The sequence below is a fragment of the Flavobacterium niveum genome (genome assembly GCF_055231775.1).
This window is the reverse complement of record NZ_JBUYSX010000006.1, coordinates 1-20768: the sequence shown is the minus strand read 5'-3', so window position 1 is coordinate 20768 and position 20768 is coordinate 1. Positions and strand designations below refer to the sequence as shown.

15 protein-coding genes are annotated in these 20768 nt (G+C 46.6%); 5 read left to right on the top strand and 10 right to left on the bottom strand.

Annotated features, from left to right (window positions below; translation table 11 throughout):
- Nucleotides 1–179: 179 nt before the first annotated feature.
- The 4 genes from ACZIX4_RS14985 to mscL form a co-directional block, all read right to left on the bottom strand.
- Nucleotides 180–500, bottom strand: a complete 321-nt coding sequence (locus tag ACZIX4_RS14985; RefSeq protein ID WP_463336448.1) for a type II toxin-antitoxin system RelE/ParE family toxin — start codon at nucleotides 498–500, stop codon at nucleotides 180–182.
- Nucleotides 491–733 carry a hypothetical protein gene (locus tag ACZIX4_RS14980; protein WP_463336447.1) on the bottom strand — a complete coding sequence of 81 codons (243 nt, stop codon included), beginning with the start codon at nucleotides 731–733 and terminating at the stop codon, nucleotides 491–493. Before ACZIX4_RS14980 ends, ACZIX4_RS14985 begins: the two co-directional genes overlap by 10 nt.
- 134 nt (nucleotides 734–867) lie before the next feature.
- A complete protein-coding gene (locus ACZIX4_RS14975; protein ID WP_463336446.1) occupies nucleotides 868–1857 on the bottom strand; it encodes an aspartate-semialdehyde dehydrogenase in 990 nt (329 codons plus the stop codon).
- Between the two features lie 208 nt (nucleotides 1858–2065).
- Nucleotides 2066–2452, bottom strand: a complete 387-nt coding sequence (gene mscL / locus ACZIX4_RS14970) for a large-conductance mechanosensitive channel protein MscL (RefSeq protein ID WP_463336445.1) — start codon at nucleotides 2450–2452, stop codon at nucleotides 2066–2068.
- Nucleotides 2453–2691: 239 nt separating this feature from the next.
- Between mscL and mtgA the strand changes: the two genes are divergently transcribed.
- The 3 genes from mtgA to ACZIX4_RS14955 all read left to right on the top strand — a co-directional run bounded on the left by mtgA (nucleotide 2692) and on the right by ACZIX4_RS14955 (nucleotide 5615).
- Nucleotides 2692–3369: a monofunctional biosynthetic peptidoglycan transglycosylase gene (gene mtgA, locus ACZIX4_RS14965; RefSeq protein ID WP_463336444.1), complete on the top strand. Its 678-nt coding sequence runs from the start codon at nucleotides 2692–2694 to the stop codon at nucleotides 3367–3369.
- On the top strand, nucleotides 3369–4310 hold the full coding sequence (locus ACZIX4_RS14960) for a lipid A deacylase LpxR family protein (protein ID WP_463336443.1): 942 nt from the start codon (nucleotides 3369–3371) through the stop codon (nucleotides 4308–4310). The genes mtgA and ACZIX4_RS14960 overlap by 1 nt, the downstream gene beginning before the upstream one ends.
- Before the next feature lie 117 nt (nucleotides 4311–4427).
- On the top strand, nucleotides 4428–5615 hold the full coding sequence (locus ACZIX4_RS14955) for a thioredoxin-like domain-containing protein (protein WP_463336442.1): 1188 nt from the start codon (nucleotides 4428–4430) through the stop codon (nucleotides 5613–5615).
- Between the two features lie 103 nt (nucleotides 5616–5718).
- Here the strand turns inward: ACZIX4_RS14955 and ACZIX4_RS14950 are convergent, their stop codons facing one another.
- From ACZIX4_RS14950 to ACZIX4_RS14930, 5 genes are all read right to left on the bottom strand, one after another.
- Nucleotides 5719–7821 carry a prolyl oligopeptidase family serine peptidase gene (locus tag ACZIX4_RS14950; protein WP_463336441.1) on the bottom strand — a complete coding sequence of 701 codons (2103 nt, stop codon included), beginning with the start codon at nucleotides 7819–7821 and terminating at the stop codon, nucleotides 5719–5721.
- A 138-nt stretch (nucleotides 7822–7959) separates the two neighbouring features.
- On the bottom strand, nucleotides 7960–8343 hold the full coding sequence (locus ACZIX4_RS14945; protein WP_463336440.1) for a DoxX family membrane protein: 384 nt from the start codon (nucleotides 8341–8343) through the stop codon (nucleotides 7960–7962).
- A gap of 272 nt (nucleotides 8344–8615) precedes the next feature.
- Entirely contained in the window at nucleotides 8616–9173 is a 558-nt protein-coding gene (locus ACZIX4_RS14940; protein WP_463336439.1) for a type 1 periplasmic binding fold superfamily protein, read from the bottom strand.
- Between the two features lie 280 nt (nucleotides 9174–9453).
- Complete coding sequence (locus ACZIX4_RS14935; protein ID WP_463336438.1) at nucleotides 9454–11832, bottom strand: TonB-dependent receptor; 2379 nt, start codon at nucleotides 11830–11832, stop codon at nucleotides 9454–9456.
- A gap of 118 nt (nucleotides 11833–11950) precedes the next feature.
- Complete coding sequence (locus tag ACZIX4_RS14930; protein ID WP_463336437.1) at nucleotides 11951–12283, bottom strand: hypothetical protein; 333 nt, start codon at nucleotides 12281–12283, stop codon at nucleotides 11951–11953.
- Nucleotides 12284–12400: 117 nt separating this feature from the next.
- On the opposite strand from ACZIX4_RS14930, the gene ACZIX4_RS14925 reads away from it, so the two are divergent.
- Nucleotides 12401–12751: a hypothetical protein gene (locus ACZIX4_RS14925; protein WP_463336436.1), complete on the top strand. Its 351-nt coding sequence runs from the start codon at nucleotides 12401–12403 to the stop codon at nucleotides 12749–12751.
- A 101-nt stretch (nucleotides 12752–12852) separates the two neighbouring features.
- On the opposite strand, the gene ACZIX4_RS14920 is transcribed toward ACZIX4_RS14925, so the two are convergent.
- Nucleotides 12853–13599 (bottom strand): UDP-2,3-diacylglucosamine diphosphatase, encoded by a 747-nt coding sequence (locus ACZIX4_RS14920; protein ID WP_463336435.1) that lies wholly within the window; start codon nucleotides 13597–13599, stop codon nucleotides 12853–12855.
- A 212-nt stretch (nucleotides 13600–13811) separates the two neighbouring features.
- Here ACZIX4_RS14920 and ACZIX4_RS14915 point away from each other — a divergent pair, with 212 nt between their 5' ends.
- Nucleotides 13812–20702, top strand: coding sequence for a choice-of-anchor L domain-containing protein (locus ACZIX4_RS14915; protein ID WP_463336434.1), 6891 nt, complete (start codon nucleotides 13812–13814; stop codon nucleotides 20700–20702).
- The last annotated feature ends 66 nt before the right edge of the window (nucleotides 20703–20768 follow it).

Below are 20768 nucleotides of genomic sequence, written 5' to 3'. Positions count from 1 at the left end.
TCGCTGAACCTTGTGTTTTTGAGATTCCTCGGCTCCGTTGCACTTCGCCCGGAATGGAAGAGCGTGGTATCATGTTGACGATAGGAGACATCTCTTCCAAAGATGTAATGATATGGTTTTTCTCGCAAAGCCGCGAAGAGCAAAGCTTTGCGGGTTGTATGATTTATTTCGAATAGGGCTTAGCTCCCAGTTTCTTCAATCTTTAGTGGATTCTGTCGTGTGTCAAATACGTTGGCTATAACAATGCGTTTGCCTATCGAACTCAGGTAATATATAATTTTATAGTTGCCCGAAATTATATACCTAAATTTCTGTGCCTTGTCCGCTAAAAGCCCTTCTAAAACACCAATCTCCGGATGTCCTTCAAGCCTGATGGTATCCTCAATAATACGGTCAACTATTTTTTCTGCAGTTTTTATACCTGCTTTAAACTTGTAATAGTTGAAAACATCCTGCAATTTTTCTTCGGCAAATTGTGACCAATAAATTTCTAACGCCATCCCTTTACCTTTTGCTTCAGGTCGTGGGTGCTTATCAGCCTGTTGTTCTTTTCGTCTTCCAGGGCGGCATCAATTTCAGAGTTAAACTGTTCCATAGACATAGGTTTCAGGTTTTGCTCAAAAACCTCCGATTTACGCTCATGGAGCAGGTCTTCTATAGCCGTGATAATTTTTTCGTTATCAAGCCTAAGGAACTCTTGGACTATTAATATTTTACGGGCTTCTAAATTCATGGATATAAGCGTATACTACAAAGTTATACTTTTTTTGCGTTCTATTAACGGCTTGGAAGTTAAAGTATAATAGATGAAAAACCCGCTAAGCTTCCGCCTGCGGGTTTCAAATATCGTAAAATAAACTGTAGTAATTACACCAGTCCGTTTGCTACTAAGTATTCGGCAATTTGTACTGCGTTAGTGGCAGCACCTTTACGAAGGTTGTCGGCTACAATCCACATGTTAAGCGTGTTTGGCTGGGTTTCGTCACGGCGTATACGGCCCACGAATACCTCGTCTTTACCTTCGGCATATAGCGGCATAGGGTAGTCGGCATTGGCGGTATCGTCCTGAACCACCACGCCCGGTGTTTCGCTCAGTATCTGGCGTACTTCGGCAAGGTCGAAATCATTGCTGAACTCTACGTTTACGCTTTCGCTGTGCCCGCCCACGGTAGGGATGCGCACGGTGGTAGCCGTAACACGGATGCTGTCATCGCCCATAATTTTTTTGGTTTCCTTCACCATTTTCATTTCCTCTTTGGTGTAGCCGTTGGCTTCAAACACGTCAATCTGAGGGATGGCATTGCGGTGAATCGGGTACTTGTAGGCCATTTCGCCCTCTATACCTGCGTATTCGTTTTCAAGCTGTTTTACAGCCTTAACGCCCGTACCGGTAACGCTCTGGTAGGTAGAAACCACCACACGCTCTATGTTATATTTTTTATGCAGGCCCGAAAGCGCCAATACCATTTGTATGGTAGAGCAGTTCGGGTTAGCTATTACTTTATCTTCGGCAGTAAGGGTGTCGGCATTGATTTCCGGAACCACCAGCTTGTTGGCCGGGTTCATCCTCCATGCGCTTGAGTTGTCTATTACAGTAACACCGGCTTCGGCAAACTTAGGTGCCCACTCCAGCGAAGTGCTGCCCCCGGCCGAAAAAAGTGCTATCTGCGGCTTCAGGCTTACGGCAGTTTCCAGGCTTACTACCTTATATTTATTACCCTTAAATTCCAGTTCCTTGCCTACCGACCTTTCTGAGGCCACAGGGATAAGTTCGGTTACAGGGAAATTTCTTTCTGCCAGTACTTTAAGCATTACTTCGCCTACCATTCCGGTAGCGCCAACAACAGCAACTTTCATAGTATTTATGTGATTAATAGATTAATTCGGGTCAAAAGTAGTTATAAAAGCGTTTCAAACTTAAAATTTATAACAAAGAAATACCGCCCTTGCGGGGCGGTTTTGTTAGAAAATAGAATATGTCGTGTAGCGGAAACTTAATATCACAAAATGTTATAATTAAAACAAATTATTTCAAATATAACTGGTTTTGGCTGTGGCCAACTTTTTATTGTTTTGCCTTCAGTACGTCGCGTATCTCCATAAGCAGCTTTTCTTCGTTGCTCGGTGCAGGCGGTGCCGCAGGTGCTTCGGCTTCCTTTTTGCGGGTAGCGTTAATGCCTTTCACAATAAGGAACAGTGCAAATGCCACAATAAGGAACGAAATCACGTTGCTCAGGAAATTGCCGTACTTAATACCGGCCCCAATGGTAAGTTCCTGTATGTTTTTAATATGGGCAGCTTCAAGCAACGGTGTAAGGATAAGCGGGGTTATAATGTCTTCCACAAGCGACTTTACAATAGCGCCAAATGCCGCACCGATGATAACACCCACAGCCAGGTCCATTACATTCCCCTTAAGGGCAAAGTCTTTAAATTCTTTCAATAATGCCATAAGCTCAAAAGGTTTTTAGTTTCTGTTTATTTGTCTTTGGGAGATACTAAGATAAGGAAAAATTTATGAAAGGGGTGTTAAAAGTTAGCGTGCGGCGGTTGTTGGCTGCAAAGGTTTGCAGTAAAATTCAAAACTGTGAAAATCCTTTAAATCTGTGTCATCAGTGTTCCCTTTCTTATTTCGGTTAAAAACTAATCCTAAAATTCGTAATTTCGCAATGCCTTTACATACTAACCCCTATGTTTAAAAAAATACTCCGCCTGTTCTATAAAGTTGCCATGTGGTTCTTCCTCATCTCGGTGTTTTCCGTGTTGCTGTTCCGCTGGGTGCCGGTGCCGTTTACCCCGCTGATGATAACCCGGGCCTTCGAACAGAAAGCCAACGGCGAAGCCCTGCACTGCAAGCACGACTGGGTGCCTATTGAGGAAATTTCGCCACGCCTGCAACGCGCGGTAATAGCCAGCGAAGATGCCACCTTCCAGGACCACCATGGTTTCGATTTCAGTGCCATGTACAAGGCCTATAAAAACAACAGCAAGGGTAAGCGTATGAAAGGCGGCAGCACCATAAGCCAGCAAACGGCCAAAAACGTGTTCCTGTGGCAGGGGCGTAGCTATGTACGCAAGGCTTTTGAGGCTTATTTTACAGTGCTTATAGAGTTGCTTTGGAGCAAAGAGCGTATTATGGAAGTATACCTGAACAGCATAGAAATGGGCGACGGCGTATACGGTGCGCAGGCTGCATCTAAGTATTGGTACGATAAACCTGCTGCCGACCTTACCAAATACGAAGCGGCAGGTATAGCGGCCATACTGCCAAACCCATTTAAATACAAGGCCAAAAACTCATCGGCGTTTATTGAAAGGCGAAAATCGCGCATACTGAAACACATGCGCTACGTAAAACTGAGGTACTGATGCTACAGAAGTTATTGCTGATACTGTGCCTGTGCGGGGGTGTGGCTTTTGCCCAAAAGCCCTCTGAAGCAGGTATTGTAAGCGATAACGACCTCTACGTGTCGCCTGTTACCGACCAGTATTATACCAATGGGCTGGAACTGTTTTACCGCTATTCCGGTAATGTCCGCTCTGAAAAAGTTGCCAAAAAAATATGGGAGTTCCGCGCGGGGCAGTACATCTACAACCCGCAAAGCGTGCGCGCTGCCGATATTAATGTAAACGACCGCCCCTTTGCCGGGTACCTGTTTGCGCAGGGAGGCATCAATACGTTTTTTAAGGATGAAAGCCTGTTGAAGGTAAACATACAGCTTGGCGTAGTAGGCCCGGAGAGCGGAGCCGAAGAAGCACAGAAATTCCTGCACAGGGCTTTAGGGTACCGTGGTGTACAAGGGTGGCAATACCAGATAACTACTACACCAGCGGCGCAGCTCAATGCGTTTTACAGCCATAAAGTATTCCCCGGAACTTTTCACGAAAAAACCGATTTCCACCTGCAGGCCGAAGGGCAGCTGGGTACCATATGGCGCAGTATTTCGTTAGGTGCTATGGCACGGGTGAGCCTTAGGGGTAATTTACTGCCGCTTTACGAAAGTTCACTCTACGGGGCGCAGCTTTCAAAAGATAAAAACTACGCCAACCGGAATGAACTCTTTCTGTACTTTAACCCTAAAGTGCAGTACATGAATTACGATACTACCATACAGGGTAGCCCGTTTAACGATAAAAGCCCGGTTACCTTTCCGCTGATCCCTTTCCGGTTTAATGCCGAAGCCGGTATTAAATACGGCCGCGGCCGCTGGACGTATGCCTACGTGTTTAATTACCGCGGCAAAGAACTCAGTAATAACGTTATTACCGGTTTTTGCTACGGGTCATTGCAGTTGGGTTATATGTTTTAGCGGTGAGGATTTATTTCCTGAGATAAAAACTTTACCGGCTTAGTAAGCCTGTTTGTAAAATGTTGTATTTTAGTAGTAATAGCCAGCTTAAACTAATTTAAAATCTACATTATATTAATGAAAAATCTATTCACAGCTATAATCCTTCTTTTTGTGGCAGTTGGTTTTGGACAAAATAAAAGCAATTTCCGGCTTGAAGGTACTACCAAAAATATACAGGACGGTACGGTCCTGCGATTAACAGATCCTTTATCAGATGTTATAATTGATTCTGCGAAAGTTGTCAATAACAGTTTTGTTTTTACAACCAAAGTACCTTCTTATCCTTATAGGGTAGCGTTGTTTAAAGATGGCGCTACAGCAAGAATAATCTGGGTAGAAAATAATAAAATGACTTTTGATGCCCGGGTTAACGAATTTGAAAATGCAGTGGTAACGGGTTCTGTTACAGATGATTTGTTTATGCAGTTGCGAAATAAGTCACGGACGGCTAAATCCTACGAAGATGTTGTAGCCATAGAAATGGAATTTATTGAGGCAAACTTAGGAAGTATTTTAAGTACACATAACCTTTCTGTTATGAAAGGGGTTTTCGGTAAGGTAAAAGCAAAAGCATTGTTTGACAAAATGCCCCTAAAAAATAAACAGTCTGAATACGGTAAGATAATATCAGATTATTTGAGTTTAGACATTCCGGAAACTTTAGGAATTGGCAGCAGGTACCATGATTTTTCCATGAATGATGAAAACGGGCTGCCTCACAAGCTTTCGGAATTTGAAGGGGAAATTGTATTGCTGGAATTCTGGGCTTCATGGTGTGTACCCTGTAGGCAGGAAAATCCGGAACTTATAAAAACGTATGAGAAGTTTAATAATAATGGGTTTGAAATTGTAGCCGTTTCTTTAGATAAAAAGAAACAGGATTGGCTTGAGGCTATTAAGAAGGATAATCTTAAATGGAAGCACCTTTGCGATTTAAAAGGTACAAATAGCGCAGCGGCATTACTATATGGGGTGCGGGGTATCCCTGATAATGTACTGATAGATAAAAACGGAATCATTATCGGAAAGAATTTAAGAGGTGAGAAGTTAAATGCTAAGTTGGCTGAAGTGTTGCCGGGTTCAAATATTGAGGTAACGCATACCCCGGACGGTACCCAGGCTAAGGTTGGGAAAAACTTTACCTGGCAGGATGAAAATGGTAAAGTACTAAGCAAAGCTGAGGTTGATGAAATGCTTAAGGGTAATAAATATACCCCACATATAGATACGGATAAAAACCTCATAGTCCTGAAAAAAGACTGAGCAAGTATTTAAGTTTTTACAGGTATTATTTGGTATAAATACAGAAGGCACACAGTATACAACCGTGTGCCTTTTTACTAAAATAGTATTCTGTTTATTGTCGTTATTTCAGTGCCTTAATTCCCATATTAAACAAAGTAAACGCCTGCACGTCGGTAAGCTCGGCTATGGTTTGTGCTATAGATTTCCCTGCACCGTGCCCGGCATTGGTTTCTATGCGTATCAGTACCGGGGCACTGCCGTCCTGGCATTCCTGTAGTGTGGCGGCAAACTTAAAGCTGTGCGCAGGCACTACACGGTCGTCATGGTCGCCGGTTGTAACCAGCGTGGCGGGGTAGCGGGTGCCTTTCTTAAGCGATTGCACCGGAGAATATCCTTTCAGGTAATCAAACATTTCCTTGTTATCGTCTGCCGTACCGTAGTCGTAAGCCCAACCCGCACCTGCGGTGAACTTGTGGTAGCGTAGCATGTCCATAACGCCTACGGCAGGCAGCGCCACTTTAAACAGTTCGGGGCGCTGGGTCATACAGGCGCCTACCAGCAGGCCGCCGTTACTGCCCCCGCGTATGGCAAGGTAATCAGGCGAGGTGTACCCGTTGCTGATGAGGTATTCGGCTGCGGATATAAAATCGTCAAACACATTTTGCTTTTGCAGCTTGGTGCCGGCATCGTGCCATTTGCGTCCGTACTCACCACCACCGCGAAGGTTCGGCACGGCATAGACACCGCCGTTTTCCAGCCACACCGCATTCGATATGCTGAACGCCGGGGTAAGGCTTACGTTAAACCCGCCGTAGCCATACAACATGGTAGGGTTTTTACCGTCGCGCTTCAGGCCTTTTTTATAAGTGATGATCATCGGTACCTTAGTGCCGTCTTTACTCGTATAAAACACCTGTTCGCTGGTATAGTCTTCGCTGTTAAAGCCTATTTTTGGCTTTTGGTACAGGGTAGATTTGCCCGTTTTTGGGTCAAAGGCATAAATGTTGCCTGGTGTAACATAGTTGGTAAACGAATAGTACAGTGTTTTCTCTTCGTGTTTCCCTCCAAAACCCGAAGCCGTACCTATGCCCGGCAGGCTTATTTCGCGCAGCAGCTTACCGTTATAGTCAAACTGCTTTACCAGCGAAATAGCATCTTTCATATAGGTGGCAAACAGGTAGCCGCCACCATCGGTAACAGACAGTACATTTTCTGTTTCGGGGATAAGGTCTTTCCAGTTTTCCTGCTGCGGGTGTGCGGCATCTACCGTTACCACGCGGTTGTTCGGCGCATTATAGTCGGTACGCAGGTACAGGGTAGTGCCTTTGCTGTCTATAACGCCGGTGCTGTTGCTGTAGTTGTCTGCAATGGGCAGGAAGGTGCTGTTCGGTTTGCTCAGGTCTTTTACATACAGCTTATTCCCGTAGGTGCTGTTGGCAGCGCTTACTATAAGGTAGCGTTCGTCTTCGGTAAGGGAGCCGCCTACGTAGCGGTTTTTTTCGCTGTCGCCAAAAATCACTTTGTCGTCCTTTTGTTCTGTGCCCATCTTGTGGAAGTACAGCTTGTGCTGGTCGGTCTTTGCCGAAAGCAGGCTGCCCTCGGGCTTATCGTAGGTGCTGTAGTAAAAGCCTTCGCTGCCCTGCCAGGCCATGCCGCTAAACTTTACATTTTCTATAGTGCCCAGCTGCTTTTTGGTCACGGCATCTATAATAATCACCTTGCCCCAGTCGCTGCCCCCTTCCGATATCATGTACGAAGCCAGGTTGCCCTTCTTGTTGAATCGTATGGATGATAGCGAAGTGGTGCCGTCCTTACTGAAGGTATTCGGGTCCAGGAATACCTCTTCCTTGCCGTCTTTGCCCTTGCGGTACAGTACGCTCTGGTTTTGCAGGCCGTTGTTTTTATAGTAATAGGTGTAGCTGCCCTCGGTAAACGGGGCCGATATGCGTTCGTAGTTCCACAGTTCCTCCAGGCGTTTCTTTATCGCATCTCGGAATGGTATCTGTGCCAGGTAGGCATCGGTAACCTCATTTTCGGCTTTTACCCATGTGGCGGTTTCGGCGCTGCGGTCGTCTTCCAGCCAGCGGTACGGGTCGGGCACGGCGGTGCCAAAATAGGTGTCTACGGTATTGTCCTTACGGGTTTGCGGGTATTTCAGGTCTTTCATTTGTGCGGTAGCGTTTAAGCTTATGGCTGTGGCCAAAGCTATAGAAATCTTTTTCATACGATGTGCTTTCGTACAAATGTAATGAACTAAGCCTGATTAAAGAAATGGCACAGATTACATCGGGAGGGGTGTGCTTGTATAAAATGGGCGGATGATGTAATCCGTGCCGGACCTGAAATTTTAGTTATGGATGCACTAATACGCTTCTCTGAACAGCGGCACATAGCGCCTTCGGTTCTTGTAGAGGAGTATAAAGTTAAGCGCGGCTACCACTATGGCGGCGGCTATGCCCGGAACGTCTAAGAAAAGGTGGAACAACAATATGTTCAGCGAAAGCGGTACCAGTACCAGTAAGGCAAAAGGTACCCAAAGCTTAATGACCAGCATAAGGCCGATGCATATTTCGGCTATCGCGATGACCGACAGCATATAACCGGTATCGGTAAGCGAGCTGATAAAGCTCGATGCTTCTGCGGGTGGCTGGGGCAGTGGTATAAAGTTGTAAATTTTATTGGCGCCAAAAAGCATTAAAATAAGTCCGAGGGAAATGCGGGTGATGTTTGTAAATTTTGAATTCATAAGTAATGGATTAGGGCCTGATTTTTAATGTTATACCTAAAGTTACAAAATAAATTAACAAAAAATACAGTATTTTTTTATTAAAATGATAATTGTTAAAATAAATAGAAATTTCCTTTATCAGAATATTTATTCTAATAAAAACTTGATTTGGTCTGTGCTTTTTATGGAAAACGCACTGGTTTTTAAGAAATGTTGATGTAAGAGTAAAAAAGGCACATCAGTAATACCGTACAAACTGCTGTCGGTACTGCCCGATGTGCCATATTTGGTTACTGTATGCTTACCGGAAATACCACTTCTGCATCGGTACTGCCGCCTGCATTGGTAATATCACCACCCGCAACGCCTGAGCCTGATTTGTTTGGCAGGTGCCTTAGCGTAACGGTAAGGTTACCTGCAGCAGCAGCAGGTGCAGCTGTGTAGGTAAAGGCAAGCCCTATAGGATGACCGTTAGCATCGGTATCGCTGTAAGCAAAAGTACCCAGGCCACTCTGCTGGAAGAAAATCTGGTGCTCCGTATCCAGCTCGTGTATCTCCGTGGTGATGTCCTCGGCCGGGTTTACCGCTTCGTTAAGGAAAGTAACTGCACCGGTATACGAAGCACCGGCGGTAAAGGGTGCGCTTACGGTAACTACAGGGGCATTTGGCCCGTCGCCGTCCAGGTCTTTGCTTTGCAATACCACGGCAGTGCCGCCCGCAGTAGGGGTAAAGGTAGCCGTAACGGTAGTAATCACCTCGTTTTCTATAACAGGTGCGTTGTCGTCGCTGCACGATGCAAGCGCCATTGCGGCTATGGCGGTAAGCGCCATCATTTTCACGTTTTTCATGATAGTATTGGAATTTAAAATGTGTTACTAAATGTTTTTTTGTTTTCCCGGGCCTCAAGCACGTTCTGTCATTGCGAGCGGAGGAACGGAGCGCGGCAATCTCATAAGACAATTCATTAATAATGAGATTGCTTCGTTCCTCGCAATGACCGCCCCGTGTTCTTTTCGTGACTTTCGGGATGAGTGAAGCTTTTCCCCTCTTGAGAGGGGTTAGGGGTGTGTTTTTAATATTAAGAGTTTTCAGATTGCTCATGCGCTAAGTAGCTAAGAAGCTCAGTAGCTAATAAGCCAGTTTCACCTGTACCTGCACATTCCTGCCCACTTCATCAGTGTACAGGCGCTGGCGGTTCAGGTAGTCGCGGTAGGTAGTGTTAAACACGTTAAACACCGACAGGTTTACCGATGCCGTGGTTTTACCCAGTGCAAACTGCCCACCCGTAGCTACATGCAACAAGCTGTAGGCAGGCGGCGGTGTGCTGATGTCTACATACGTATTTACGGTGCCGGTATTATCAGGGATATCGGCATAGAAGTTATAGTCCGGGTAGCGCCACTGCCTGCTCACGGTTTCATTGCGCAGCTCGGCAAAAAAGCGGTGGCTGCCCGGTGCCGTATAGCGCAGGGAGTTTGTTACATTCAGCGGGGGCATGTCGATAAGCGGTACATCGTCGCGGGTATTTTGCGCATAAATGTAGGCGGCGTTAAGCCCATAGCTGAGGTTTGGTGTAATGGCATAATCAATGTGCAGGTCGGTTCCCGCCATAAAGGCATCCGTCTGTTTGTAACGGTACACCGGGAATGCCCCGCGTATGGTATACTCCAGCCCGGTAGGCTGCAGGTAAATGAAGTTGTGGATGCTATTAATATAAGGAGTAACCTCAAACGTAAATGCCCCCGCCGATTTCAGCAACGTAACCGATGTTTTTACCGAACGTTCCTTTTCCGTACGCAGGCTGCCCAACTCTATAGTGGCATTGCTGTGGTGCAGGCCGTCGCTAAAGAGTTCGCTGGCATTAGGGTTGCGCATGGCCAGGCTTACATTGCCCATAAGGCTTAGGGCATCGCTCAGTTCTTTGCGCAACCCCGCACTTGCCGAAATATTATGGAACGTGAACTTCGGGTTGGTAAGGTACTGCGTTCCCAGGTCGGCTACGATGATGTTGTCAAACGAACCATCGTTGTATCCCAGATCGTCCCAACGTGATTTCTGGTAATACTTGCTCGCATCTATATGGCTGAAGTCGTACCGAAGGCCTGCCTCCCCGCTAAGGGTAGGGCTGAAGCTGTGGCTGTAAATGCCGTAAGCCCCGGCGTCCATTTTATCGTAATTGGGTATCAGTGGGCGTATGCCGGTATCGGGGCTTGCGCCGTTGTGCTGGTAGGCGGCGCTCACCCCGGCTTTGTAGGTGTCGTCGCCCTGTTCCTTTTTCCAGTCGGCATTGACCGAATTGGTAATCAGGGTCAGGTCCAGTGCCGGTACATTTTCAAGTGCACCACGGTGCAGGTCAAATTCCTCGCGGCGGTTCATCTGGAAAGCATATTGTAATGAAAGCGACGAAGCATCGGCCAGGGTACGGGTGTAGTTTATTTTACCCAAATGGTGCTGCACTTCCTGCCTTGGCGCTCCTATAGTATAGGTGAAGGGGTTTACCACACTCGGCTTCCCGCTGTTTATGGCACGTACCAAATCGCCCAGGCTGCCGATGTGCGTAGCGGTAGCAATACCGATAATGGCATTATAATAACTGTACGATGCGGCCAGTGTGTAGCCATTGCCAATATATTTCACATTCCCGCTGAAGTTGGCTTCGCGGTTGCCGGTGTTGCTCAGTACGTAGTCGGGGGCTTCACGGTCGCCAAGGTATTTAAACGTGCCGCCCAGGTTCCATGCCCAGCCTTTTTCGGCGCCTTTATTAAGGTGTGTGGCAATGGTGCTGCCGCGCCCGTTGCTGTCGGCGGTGAGTATGGTGCGCCCGGTAAGGGTGTCCTTTTCTATATTCAGCGGGTCTACCAGTACCAGCCCGCCCACGGCATCGCCACTGTACTGCAATGCACCGGCTCCTTTAATAACGGTGACTTTTCCCGCGGCATTCACATCAAGGTTAGGTGCGTGCTCGGTACCCCATTGCTGGTCCTCCAGGCGTACGCCGTTTGTAATTACAGGTACACGGCTGCTGTGCAGGCCGTTTATCACAGGCTTTACTATGGTGCTGCCCGTGCGTAGCGAACTTACCCCGGCTACTTCGCGCAGGGCATCGCCCAGGGTGGCGTTGCTGTATTTTTCCAGTATTTCGGCGCTGAGCTTTTGGGTATGCACCACGGCAGATGTCACTGCGCGTTGGGTAACCACCACTTCCTGTAGCTGGCTGCTGCTTGGTTTCAGCCTTGCGTCAAGCACCAGGTTGTGCTGCAGGTTTATGATGGTGTCCAGGCTCTGGTAGCCTATGTAGGTTATTTCGAGCCGTATGTTGCCCGAAGGCAGGTTGCTTACGGCGTACGAACCGTCGGGCAGGGTGGCGGCGTGCCTTTCGCCTATGTGTATGTGTGCGCCGTCCAGCGGCTGGTTTTTTGCCGTGCGCACCGTACCGCTTAGGGTATGCTGCGCGTGTATGCACCAGCCTGTGGCCATAAGGGCCATAAGCAGCAATATTTTTTGCATGATAATTTTCCGGTGTGGGTAAATAAAACAGGGCAGTGGTAGTACACCATGTTTAAGAACTGCATACCATTGGCTTAAAGCCATAGTGCAGCCGCCCGTAACTAACAGGTTATTTTATTTATGCCAAAACCGGGGGCGCCCGAAGGGCAAAGAGGCTTCCTGTAAAAGAAGCGGCCCCTTCTATACTGTTGTATTGGTAAGGGATGTGGGTGTAAGGGAAATCGAGCTTGAGGCAAAATTGCTGCGGCGCGATAAAGAAGTCGAAATGGAAATCACATACGCTACATTCTTCATGGGTATCGGCGCTAACAACGGCCTTACCTTTCAGGGCATGCTCGGTATGGGTGTGCTTTTCTAAATTGTGGGAAAAGGCGTGAAAAGATTTATAGGCTATGGTAAACTGTACCACAGCCATAAGCACCAGGTTTAATATGGCGATTTTTCTTTTCATTGTTGCAAAAGTACACACTAATTCTTTGCTAAAACTTTTTTAACAGAAAAAAAGTAATATTATTTAGAATGGTTTTAAATAATAATTACATTTGTGCAGCACAAAACCAGCATTAGTATGAAAGATATAGCCCAGGTATACCATAACGATTTTGGCGTGGCCTTTTACTGGAAAAAGAATGATGAGGTAGTAAAGCAGCGCGTGCAGCTTGTATTCAGGCAAACCGGCTTTTATCTTACGCCTGCACAGCTTGAGGAGTTTTCGGGTTATATCGCCGCCTGCGAAGAGGGTAGTTGCTGCAACTGCCGCCTTAGGGGGCGCTGCCACCGTTTTCTGCTGAAAACCCCGGTGCCTGAGGTAGACCTTGCGGTAAGCTATGACGAATACCTGGAAATAAAGGACCTTGTAGAGGGTACACTCTTTAAGATAAGCTTGCAGGAGTACCTTAACGGGGAGGGGAAAAATTAGTTTTTTGGTTGTCGGTTGTTGGTTGATGGTTTTGCAACCAATGAAAATCAGCGGTTGCGTTGGTAGAGACGTTGCATTGCAACGTCTCTACGGTGCCCTTTTTAAAACTTCTTCAATTCCAGTTTACCATCCTTAAAAACGGCATAGGTAAAGTATACAATCCAGTCGCCCAGGTTTACGTATTCAGAATTTGGCCCCACGTTTATCACCATAGGCAGGTGGCGGTGGCCAAAGATAAGGTAGTCGTAGTGCCTGGTTTCCAGCTTGCGCTTGCTATATAATACGAGCCATTCGTTTTCTTCGCCTAAAAACTTCACATCCGAATCGCCCGAAATCAACTTGTTCTTTACCGAAAGGTATTGCGCCAGCCTTACGCCCACATCGGGGTGCAGCCAGCGGAACAGCCATTTAGAAAAAGGGTTGGTAAACACCTTTTTCATGCGCTTGTACCCTTTGTCGCCGGGGCCCAGGCCGTCGCCGTGCCCTATAAGGAAGCTTTTATTGCCAAAGGTGAATTCCTGCGGGCGGTGGTATACGGGTATACCCAGTTCCTTTTCGAAATAATCGTCCATCCACAGGTCGTGGTTGCCGGTAAAGAAGTGTATTTCTATACCGCGGTCTTTCAGTTCGGCCAGTTTTCCCAGCACACGTATAAAGCCGCGCGGCACTACGGTTTTGTATTCAAACCAAAAATCGAAGAGGTCGCCCACCAGGAAAAGCACATCGGCATCTTCCTTAATACCGTCCAGCCATTTGATAAACTTTTGTTCACGCGGGGCGCTTTCTTCGGGTGTAGGAGCCCCGAAATGCTGGTCTGAGGCGAAATATATTATAGGTGTATTTTTCATTTTTTTACTGACCCTGCAAAGATATAAAAAGTAAAAATGTTAAATTGTAAGATTCTTAATAAATGAAAGTGAATTTTACAGAAACGTAACAAAAGAAATCTATTTTGTTTTTTTTAGTCAAAAATTAAATTATAGTTAATATTTACTGAAAAAGGTTAAGAATTTTTGCCTATTTTCGGATTTTGAACATAAACTGCTAAATTTAAAAACCTATGAAAAAAATTACTATGATGTTTTTCATGGCCCTTTGTACGCTGACAGGCTATGCCCAGTTAGCCATGGAGGGTTTTGAAGGCAGCTGGCCTCCTACAGACTGGAGTGTGGTAAACGTTACAGGACCTGTACAGCAATGGGTACAGGCTAACAACTCTGCCGCACAGCCAGCCTACGAGGGCGTTAAGGCTGCTTTCCTAAACAAAGAAAACGTGGCGTCGGGTACTTTTGCCGAAGACTGGCTAATTACCCCTGCCATAAACATCCCTACGAATGCGCAGCTGCGCTTCTTCTCGCGTCTTACGCAGAACAACGACCAGGGCTCAATCTACAAAATTATGATTGGTACCGGTTCTGATCCTGCTGGCTTTACTGAGGTAACACAGTGGACCGAGCTTACCCTGAATGCTGTGCAGCAGGAGTATGAGGAAAAGGTGGTGGCCATACCGGCTACCTACACAGGCCAAACGCTTCGCATTGCATTTGTAATGTTGGGCGATGATGCCGACCGCTGGCTGGTAGACAACGTTAGTGTGGTAGAGCAATGTCTTGACCCTACTAACCTTACTGCTGAAGAAGTAGGCCTGGACAGCGCCGAACTAAGCTGGGACGGTACTGCCGTAAGCTGGGAAATAGAAATAATTCCTGCTACGCAGACTCCTACGGGTACAGGTGTGCCATATTCTGGTGCGCTACCGTATATAGCCGAAAACCTGGACAGCAACACTGCTTACAGGTATTATGTAAAAGCTATTTGTTCTGATTCAGAAAGTAACTGGGTTGGGCCGTTTAACTTTACTACTGTGGGCCTTGGCGAAAGCTGTACTGCTCCTATAGAAATAGCGTCGTTGCCGTATTCTACTACAGACAATACGAGTAACTATGCTAACAACTACACCGGTGTACCGGGTACATCTGGTTGTGGTACCGCAGGTAGTTGGGAGACTTACCTTTTCGGTAACGATGTAGTGTATTCATTTACCCCTGATTTTACAGGTACTGTTCAGGTAGACCTTAACAATGCCGGTACGTATTCGGGTGTATTTGTTTACGACAGCTGCGAAGATATAGGTGTAAGCTGTACTGCCGGTGCCGTAACAGGATGGCAGTTTAACTCTACTTCTATACCTACACTTGCCGTTACGGCAGGTACTACGTATTATATAGTAATATCTAACTATATCTACCAGACTAACCCGTACAACCTTGTTATACAACAGGTAACATGTGCGCCGCCGGTAGGCCTTCCTACTGATAACATCGGTATGACGTCGGCAGACCTTTCATGGACTAACCCTACAGGTGCTACGGCATGGGAAGTAGTGGTTCAGGCTCCGGACAGCGGTATCCCTTCAGGATCTGGTACCCCTGCTTCTACAAACACTGACTTTACCGTATCTGGCCTTACACAGGCTACCCCTTATGAGTACTACGTAAGGGCAGATTGTGGTGACGGTTCATTTAGCCAGTGGGCTGGCCCTTACGAATTCAACACTATGATATGTGAGGCTGCAGACCAGTGTACTTATACTTTTGTGCTTACTGACTCATTTGGCGACGGATGGAACGGTAACACTATGAATGTTCTGCAAAACGGTGTGGTTGTAGAAACCCTTGCGTTGCCATCTGGCGCAGGACCTGTACAGGTTGATGTGCAGATGTGTAACAACGTTCCGTTTGAACTTTACTGGAACGCCGGTGGTAACTGGGCTGCCGAAGTAGGTGTAGCTATACAAAACAACTACGGGCAAACCTTCTTTACTAAGGCTCCGGGTGTGGGTAGCCAAAACAGCTCGCTGTACACCGGTACTGTAGACTGTGATAACCCTATGTGTTTGCCTCCTACAGAACTTGCTGTAGCAAACATTTCACAAACCACTGCCGATATTAGCTGGGCTGGCCCGGAAACAGGCAGCTGGGAATATTATGTAGTGCCAAATGGCGACCCTGCACCTACTGCAGAAACTGCCGGTACTGCAACTACTGATAACCCTACTACGGTAACCGGCCTTACTGAGGCTACTAACTACCAGTTCTATGTACGTATGATATGTAGCGAAACTGAAAGCAGCGAGTGGGCAGGCCCATTCGATTTCAGTACGCTTGTGTGTCCTGCTGAAGAGCAATGTAACTATACCTTTACCATGCTGAGCAGCTGGTGGGGTGGCTGGTATGGCGCTAATATGGTAATTTCCCAAAACGGCACTACGGTAGCTGTTATAGGTTCTACCTTTACTACAGGCCAGTCTCAGGAAGTAACCGTACCACTATGTCACGATGTACCATTTGAAGTATATTGGGAAGATGGCGGCAACTGGCCGTTCCAGGTGGGCCTTAGCATTACAAACAGCTTCGACCAGACGTTCTATACCATGGACTACGATACAGAAACTCCTGGTACGGTAATTTACAGCGGTACTGCTGATTGTGAAACACCACTATGTTTGCCTCCTACAGGCCTTACTGTAAACAGTACTTCAACTACTACTGCCGAACTTGCATGGGATGGCCCTGAAACAGGTAACTGGGAGTATTATATAGTACCGGATGGAGATCCTGCACCTACAGATGCGTCTACCGGTATACTTACTACAGAAAACCCTACTACCGCAACAGGCCTTACTCCTGCTACAAACTACGTATACTACCTAAGGATGGTATGTAGTGAAACTGAGAGCAGCTCATGGGCAGGTCCGTTTGCATTCCACACCCAGGTGTGTGAGGCAGAGAACCAGTGTACCTATACTTTTGAAATGACCAACAGCCAGGGCTGGGGTAACAGCGGAAACACCTTTACTGTATTCCAGGCAGGTGTACCGGTAGCTACTTTCGGTTCAGACTTTACATGGGGTTATTCTATGACCTACGATGTGCCACTGTGTCCTGGTGAGGAAATAAACATTGTAATGAACAACACAGGCTGGTCTACACAAAACATTGGCCTTGTGGTACACGATTCGTACAACGAAACATTCTTTACACTACCGGCAAGCGGTGGTACGCTGGGTGCTACCATATTTACAGGTACACCTTCGTGTGACCCTCCTCTGTGTCCTATGCCGCAAAACCTTGTTGTAGATAACATAGAACTTACATCTGCAGAATTTGGTTGGGAAGAAATGGGCAGCGCTACCCAGTGGGAAGTACTTGTACTGCCTTACGGTTCGCCATTCCCGGTAGCTACAGATACAGGCGTTGTTACTTCAGACAACCCATATACAATTACCGAGCTTACACCGGGTACACCATACACTGTATACGTACGTGCGGTATGTGGCGGCGATAACGGCAACAGCAACTGGGCCGGCCCTATAAACTTTGTGACCGACCTTGCTAACGACGATTGTGAAGGCGCTGTAACAGTACCTGTAAACACAGGTGCAGATTGCGACGAGTTTGTGTCGGGTACACTACTTGGCTCTACAGGTTCAGGCCTTACGCCAAGCTGTAACTCATGGTCTACTATAGAGTACGATGCGTGGTTTAGCTTCACTGCTACAAACAGCACCCATTCTATTAGTATAAACAACGTGTCTGGAAACATATTCCCTTACTTTACCGTGTACAGCGGGGAGTGTGGTACATTCGAAGAAATATACTGTGGTTTTGACAGCGGCGCCAGCGTAAGCGGCCTTGTACCTGGACAAACCTACTATATAATGACCTATGTAACCTGGATGAACGACCCTACAGCCATCAACAGTTTTGATGTTTGTGTGGCCACACCTGCGGTTATAGAGCTTGATAACAGTACATATACTGTACCGGAACTTGTTTCTGAAGTACTTGTAAGCTCACTTTGTGCTACGGTAAGTAACATTACATGGAGTACAGGTGGCGACAGCAACAACCTTACTACAGGTATTGCCAAGTTTGGACAAGGCAACAGCGAATTCGGTATAGAAGAAGGTGTGTTACTTGCTACAGGTAATGCCATGGATTCTGCAGGCCCTAACCTTACCTCGCTAAGCGGCGGCGGATGGGGTGGTGATACCGACCTGTTTAACTACATTCAGGCTGAAGGTATCGACCCGGGATTATGGAATTACAACGATGCTACCGTACTGGAGTTTGACTTTGTACCGCTTACAACACACATTAAGTTCCCATTCATCTTCGCTTCAGAAGAATACGGCGGATTCCAGTGTTCGTTCTCAGATGCATTTGCATTCTTCCTTACAGATGCGTCTAACAACACTACAAACCTTGCAGTAGTTCCGGGTACGGGTGATGCCGTATCGGTACTTACCATACGTAATAACCTGTATAACACAGGCTGTGCCTCTGTAAACCCAGAGTGGTTTGATGCTTACTACCTTCCTCCGGGAGAGCCTGCAGCATCTGCACCTATTAACTACAATGGTGTTACCAAGAAAATGTTTGCAGAAAGTGATGTAACTGTAGGTGAAACGTACCACATAAAACTGGTAATTGCCGACAGGAACGATACCGCACTTAACTCGGCTGTATTCATCGGTCCGTTTGATATCGGTGATGTAGACCTTGGTGCCGACCTTACTGTAGATAGCAATACTGCACTATGTTCTGGTGGTACTGCTACTATCGATGCCGGCCTTGACCCTGAAGAGTATTCATTTACATGGTACAATGGCGATGTTGAAATTGAAGGTGAAACAGGCCCTACACTTACTGTAACCGAAGAAGGTGAATATACAGTAGTAGCACACTACTTCTCATCTACCTGCGAAACTTCAGATACTATCCTTGTAGAGTTCTACGATCCGGTAGAGGTTGTTGTAAACGAGCCGGAAGACCTTACCCAGTGTGATGCTTCAGGTTACGATGAATTCGACCTTACGCTGAATGACGCTGTAGTACTGGATGGTGTAGCGAATGCTGAACAATTCCAGGTAAGCTACTACCTTACTGAAGCAGATGCAGAAGAGGGTACAAGCCCGCTTCCATCACTGTATACTAACACTACACAGTTCCTGCAAACGGTATATGTAAGGGCATTTAATACTACAACCGGTTGTGATGGCGTAGCTCCGTTCGATCTTATCGTACAGACTACATCGCCTGAGTTTACCGTATCGCCAGATGTTTCTATCTGTGAAGGTACTTCAACTACAATCGTTGTAACTCCTGGTAACTACCTTCCTGAAGAAGTAACCTATACATGGACACACGATGGTGAAACCCTTGCTGACACTACTCCTGAAATCACTGTTACCGATGGTGGTGCTTATGAAGTTGTTGTAAACAAGAGCGGATGTGTGGGTACAGCTACAGTAAACGTTACTGTAATACCTACCCCGGTAGCTGATGACCTTGCCGATGAGACACATTGTGGTCACTACATACTGCCTGCACTAAGTGCCGGTAATGCATACTATACTGAAACTAATGGTGGTGGTACACAGCTTGCTGCCGGTGATGCTATAACTACTGTAGGTGCTAATGAAATATTTGTACTTGCTTCAAGTGGTACGTTACCAAACTGTACAGCTGAAACAAGCTTCATAGTAACAATTACTCCTGCTCCTGAAGTTACTGCTCCGGATGATGAAGTAGCTTGTGATAGCTATACACTACCTGCTCTTACAGTAGCAGATTATAAGTATTATGCTGAAACACTTGGTGTTAACGAAATTCCTGTTGGTACGCCAATTACTGCTACGCAAACTATCTATGTAGGATACACAACTCCTGACGGATGTTTTGGTGAAGACAGTTTCACTGTTACCATCTTAGAAACACCGGTAGTTACTCCTCCTGCTAATGTAATTCAATGCGATAGCTATACACTATCGCTTGCAGGTTCACCTGCCGAATATACTTACTGGACAAATCCAGGTGGTACAGGTCTACAAATAGTAGATGGTGAAGTGTTTAGCGCTGCCGGTATTACTACAGTATATGTATATGCTTCAAACGGTATATGTAATGATGAAGATAGTTTCACTATCGAAATCGTTCCTACCCCGGTTCCTGCGGTTCCTGCTAATGTTGCAGCTTGTAACAGCTATACCATAGGTGCTATACCTACCGGTAATGCGTACTGGACCGGTGCCGGTGCTACTGGTACACAACTGGTACAAGGCAATGTGCTAACTGCTTCGCAAACCATTTATGTGGTAGCTACAAGCGGAAGCTGTACTGCTGAAGGAAGCTTCACTGTAACTATAGATACACTGCCTGTGGTAACTACCCCTGGCGACCAAACGGTGTGCGACCAGTATGTGCTTCCTGCACTTACAGTAGGCGGCTACTATGCTGCTGCCGGTGGTACATCACCTATAGCTGCGGGTACTACTATCTATGAAACGCAAACCATCTACGTATACGCTACTAACGGTACTTGTGTGGAAGAAGACAGCTTCGATGTAACGGTAACGCCTACACCACTGCTTTCTGTAGAACTGCCTATTACCGGCGAGTGTGACGGACTGAACTTTGTACTTACTGCGGTATTTGATGATGCCGAAGAACTGTACACCCCTGATAATGTTACTTACACATGGACTAATACTACCACCGGTGCTGCTGCCGGAACCGGTGAGTCTATAGTAATTACTGAGGATGGTATTTACGAAGTGGTTGTAACGCCTAACGGCAATGCTGCTTGTGCGGTATCGGCTACAGTGCCTATTGACGACACAAGCTGTGCAGTACAGCGTGGTATTTCGCCTAACAATGATGGCGATAACGACAGCTTCGACCTTTCTAACCTTGATGTAAGGAAACTGGAAATATTTAACCGTTACGGTAGAGAGGTTTACAGCTTTACCGGAGCTTACACTAACCAGTGGGGCGGACAGTCTGCCGGTGGTGATGAGCTTCCTACGGGTACTTACTTCTACATGTACCAGCGCGCTAACGGTGAAAACAAAACCGGCTGGATTTACATCAACAGGGAAATAAAATAATAATAAAAGCCAAGCAGTATATGCCCCCGCTACGGCGGGGGTATGACGCTGCTAAGCAAGACTAAC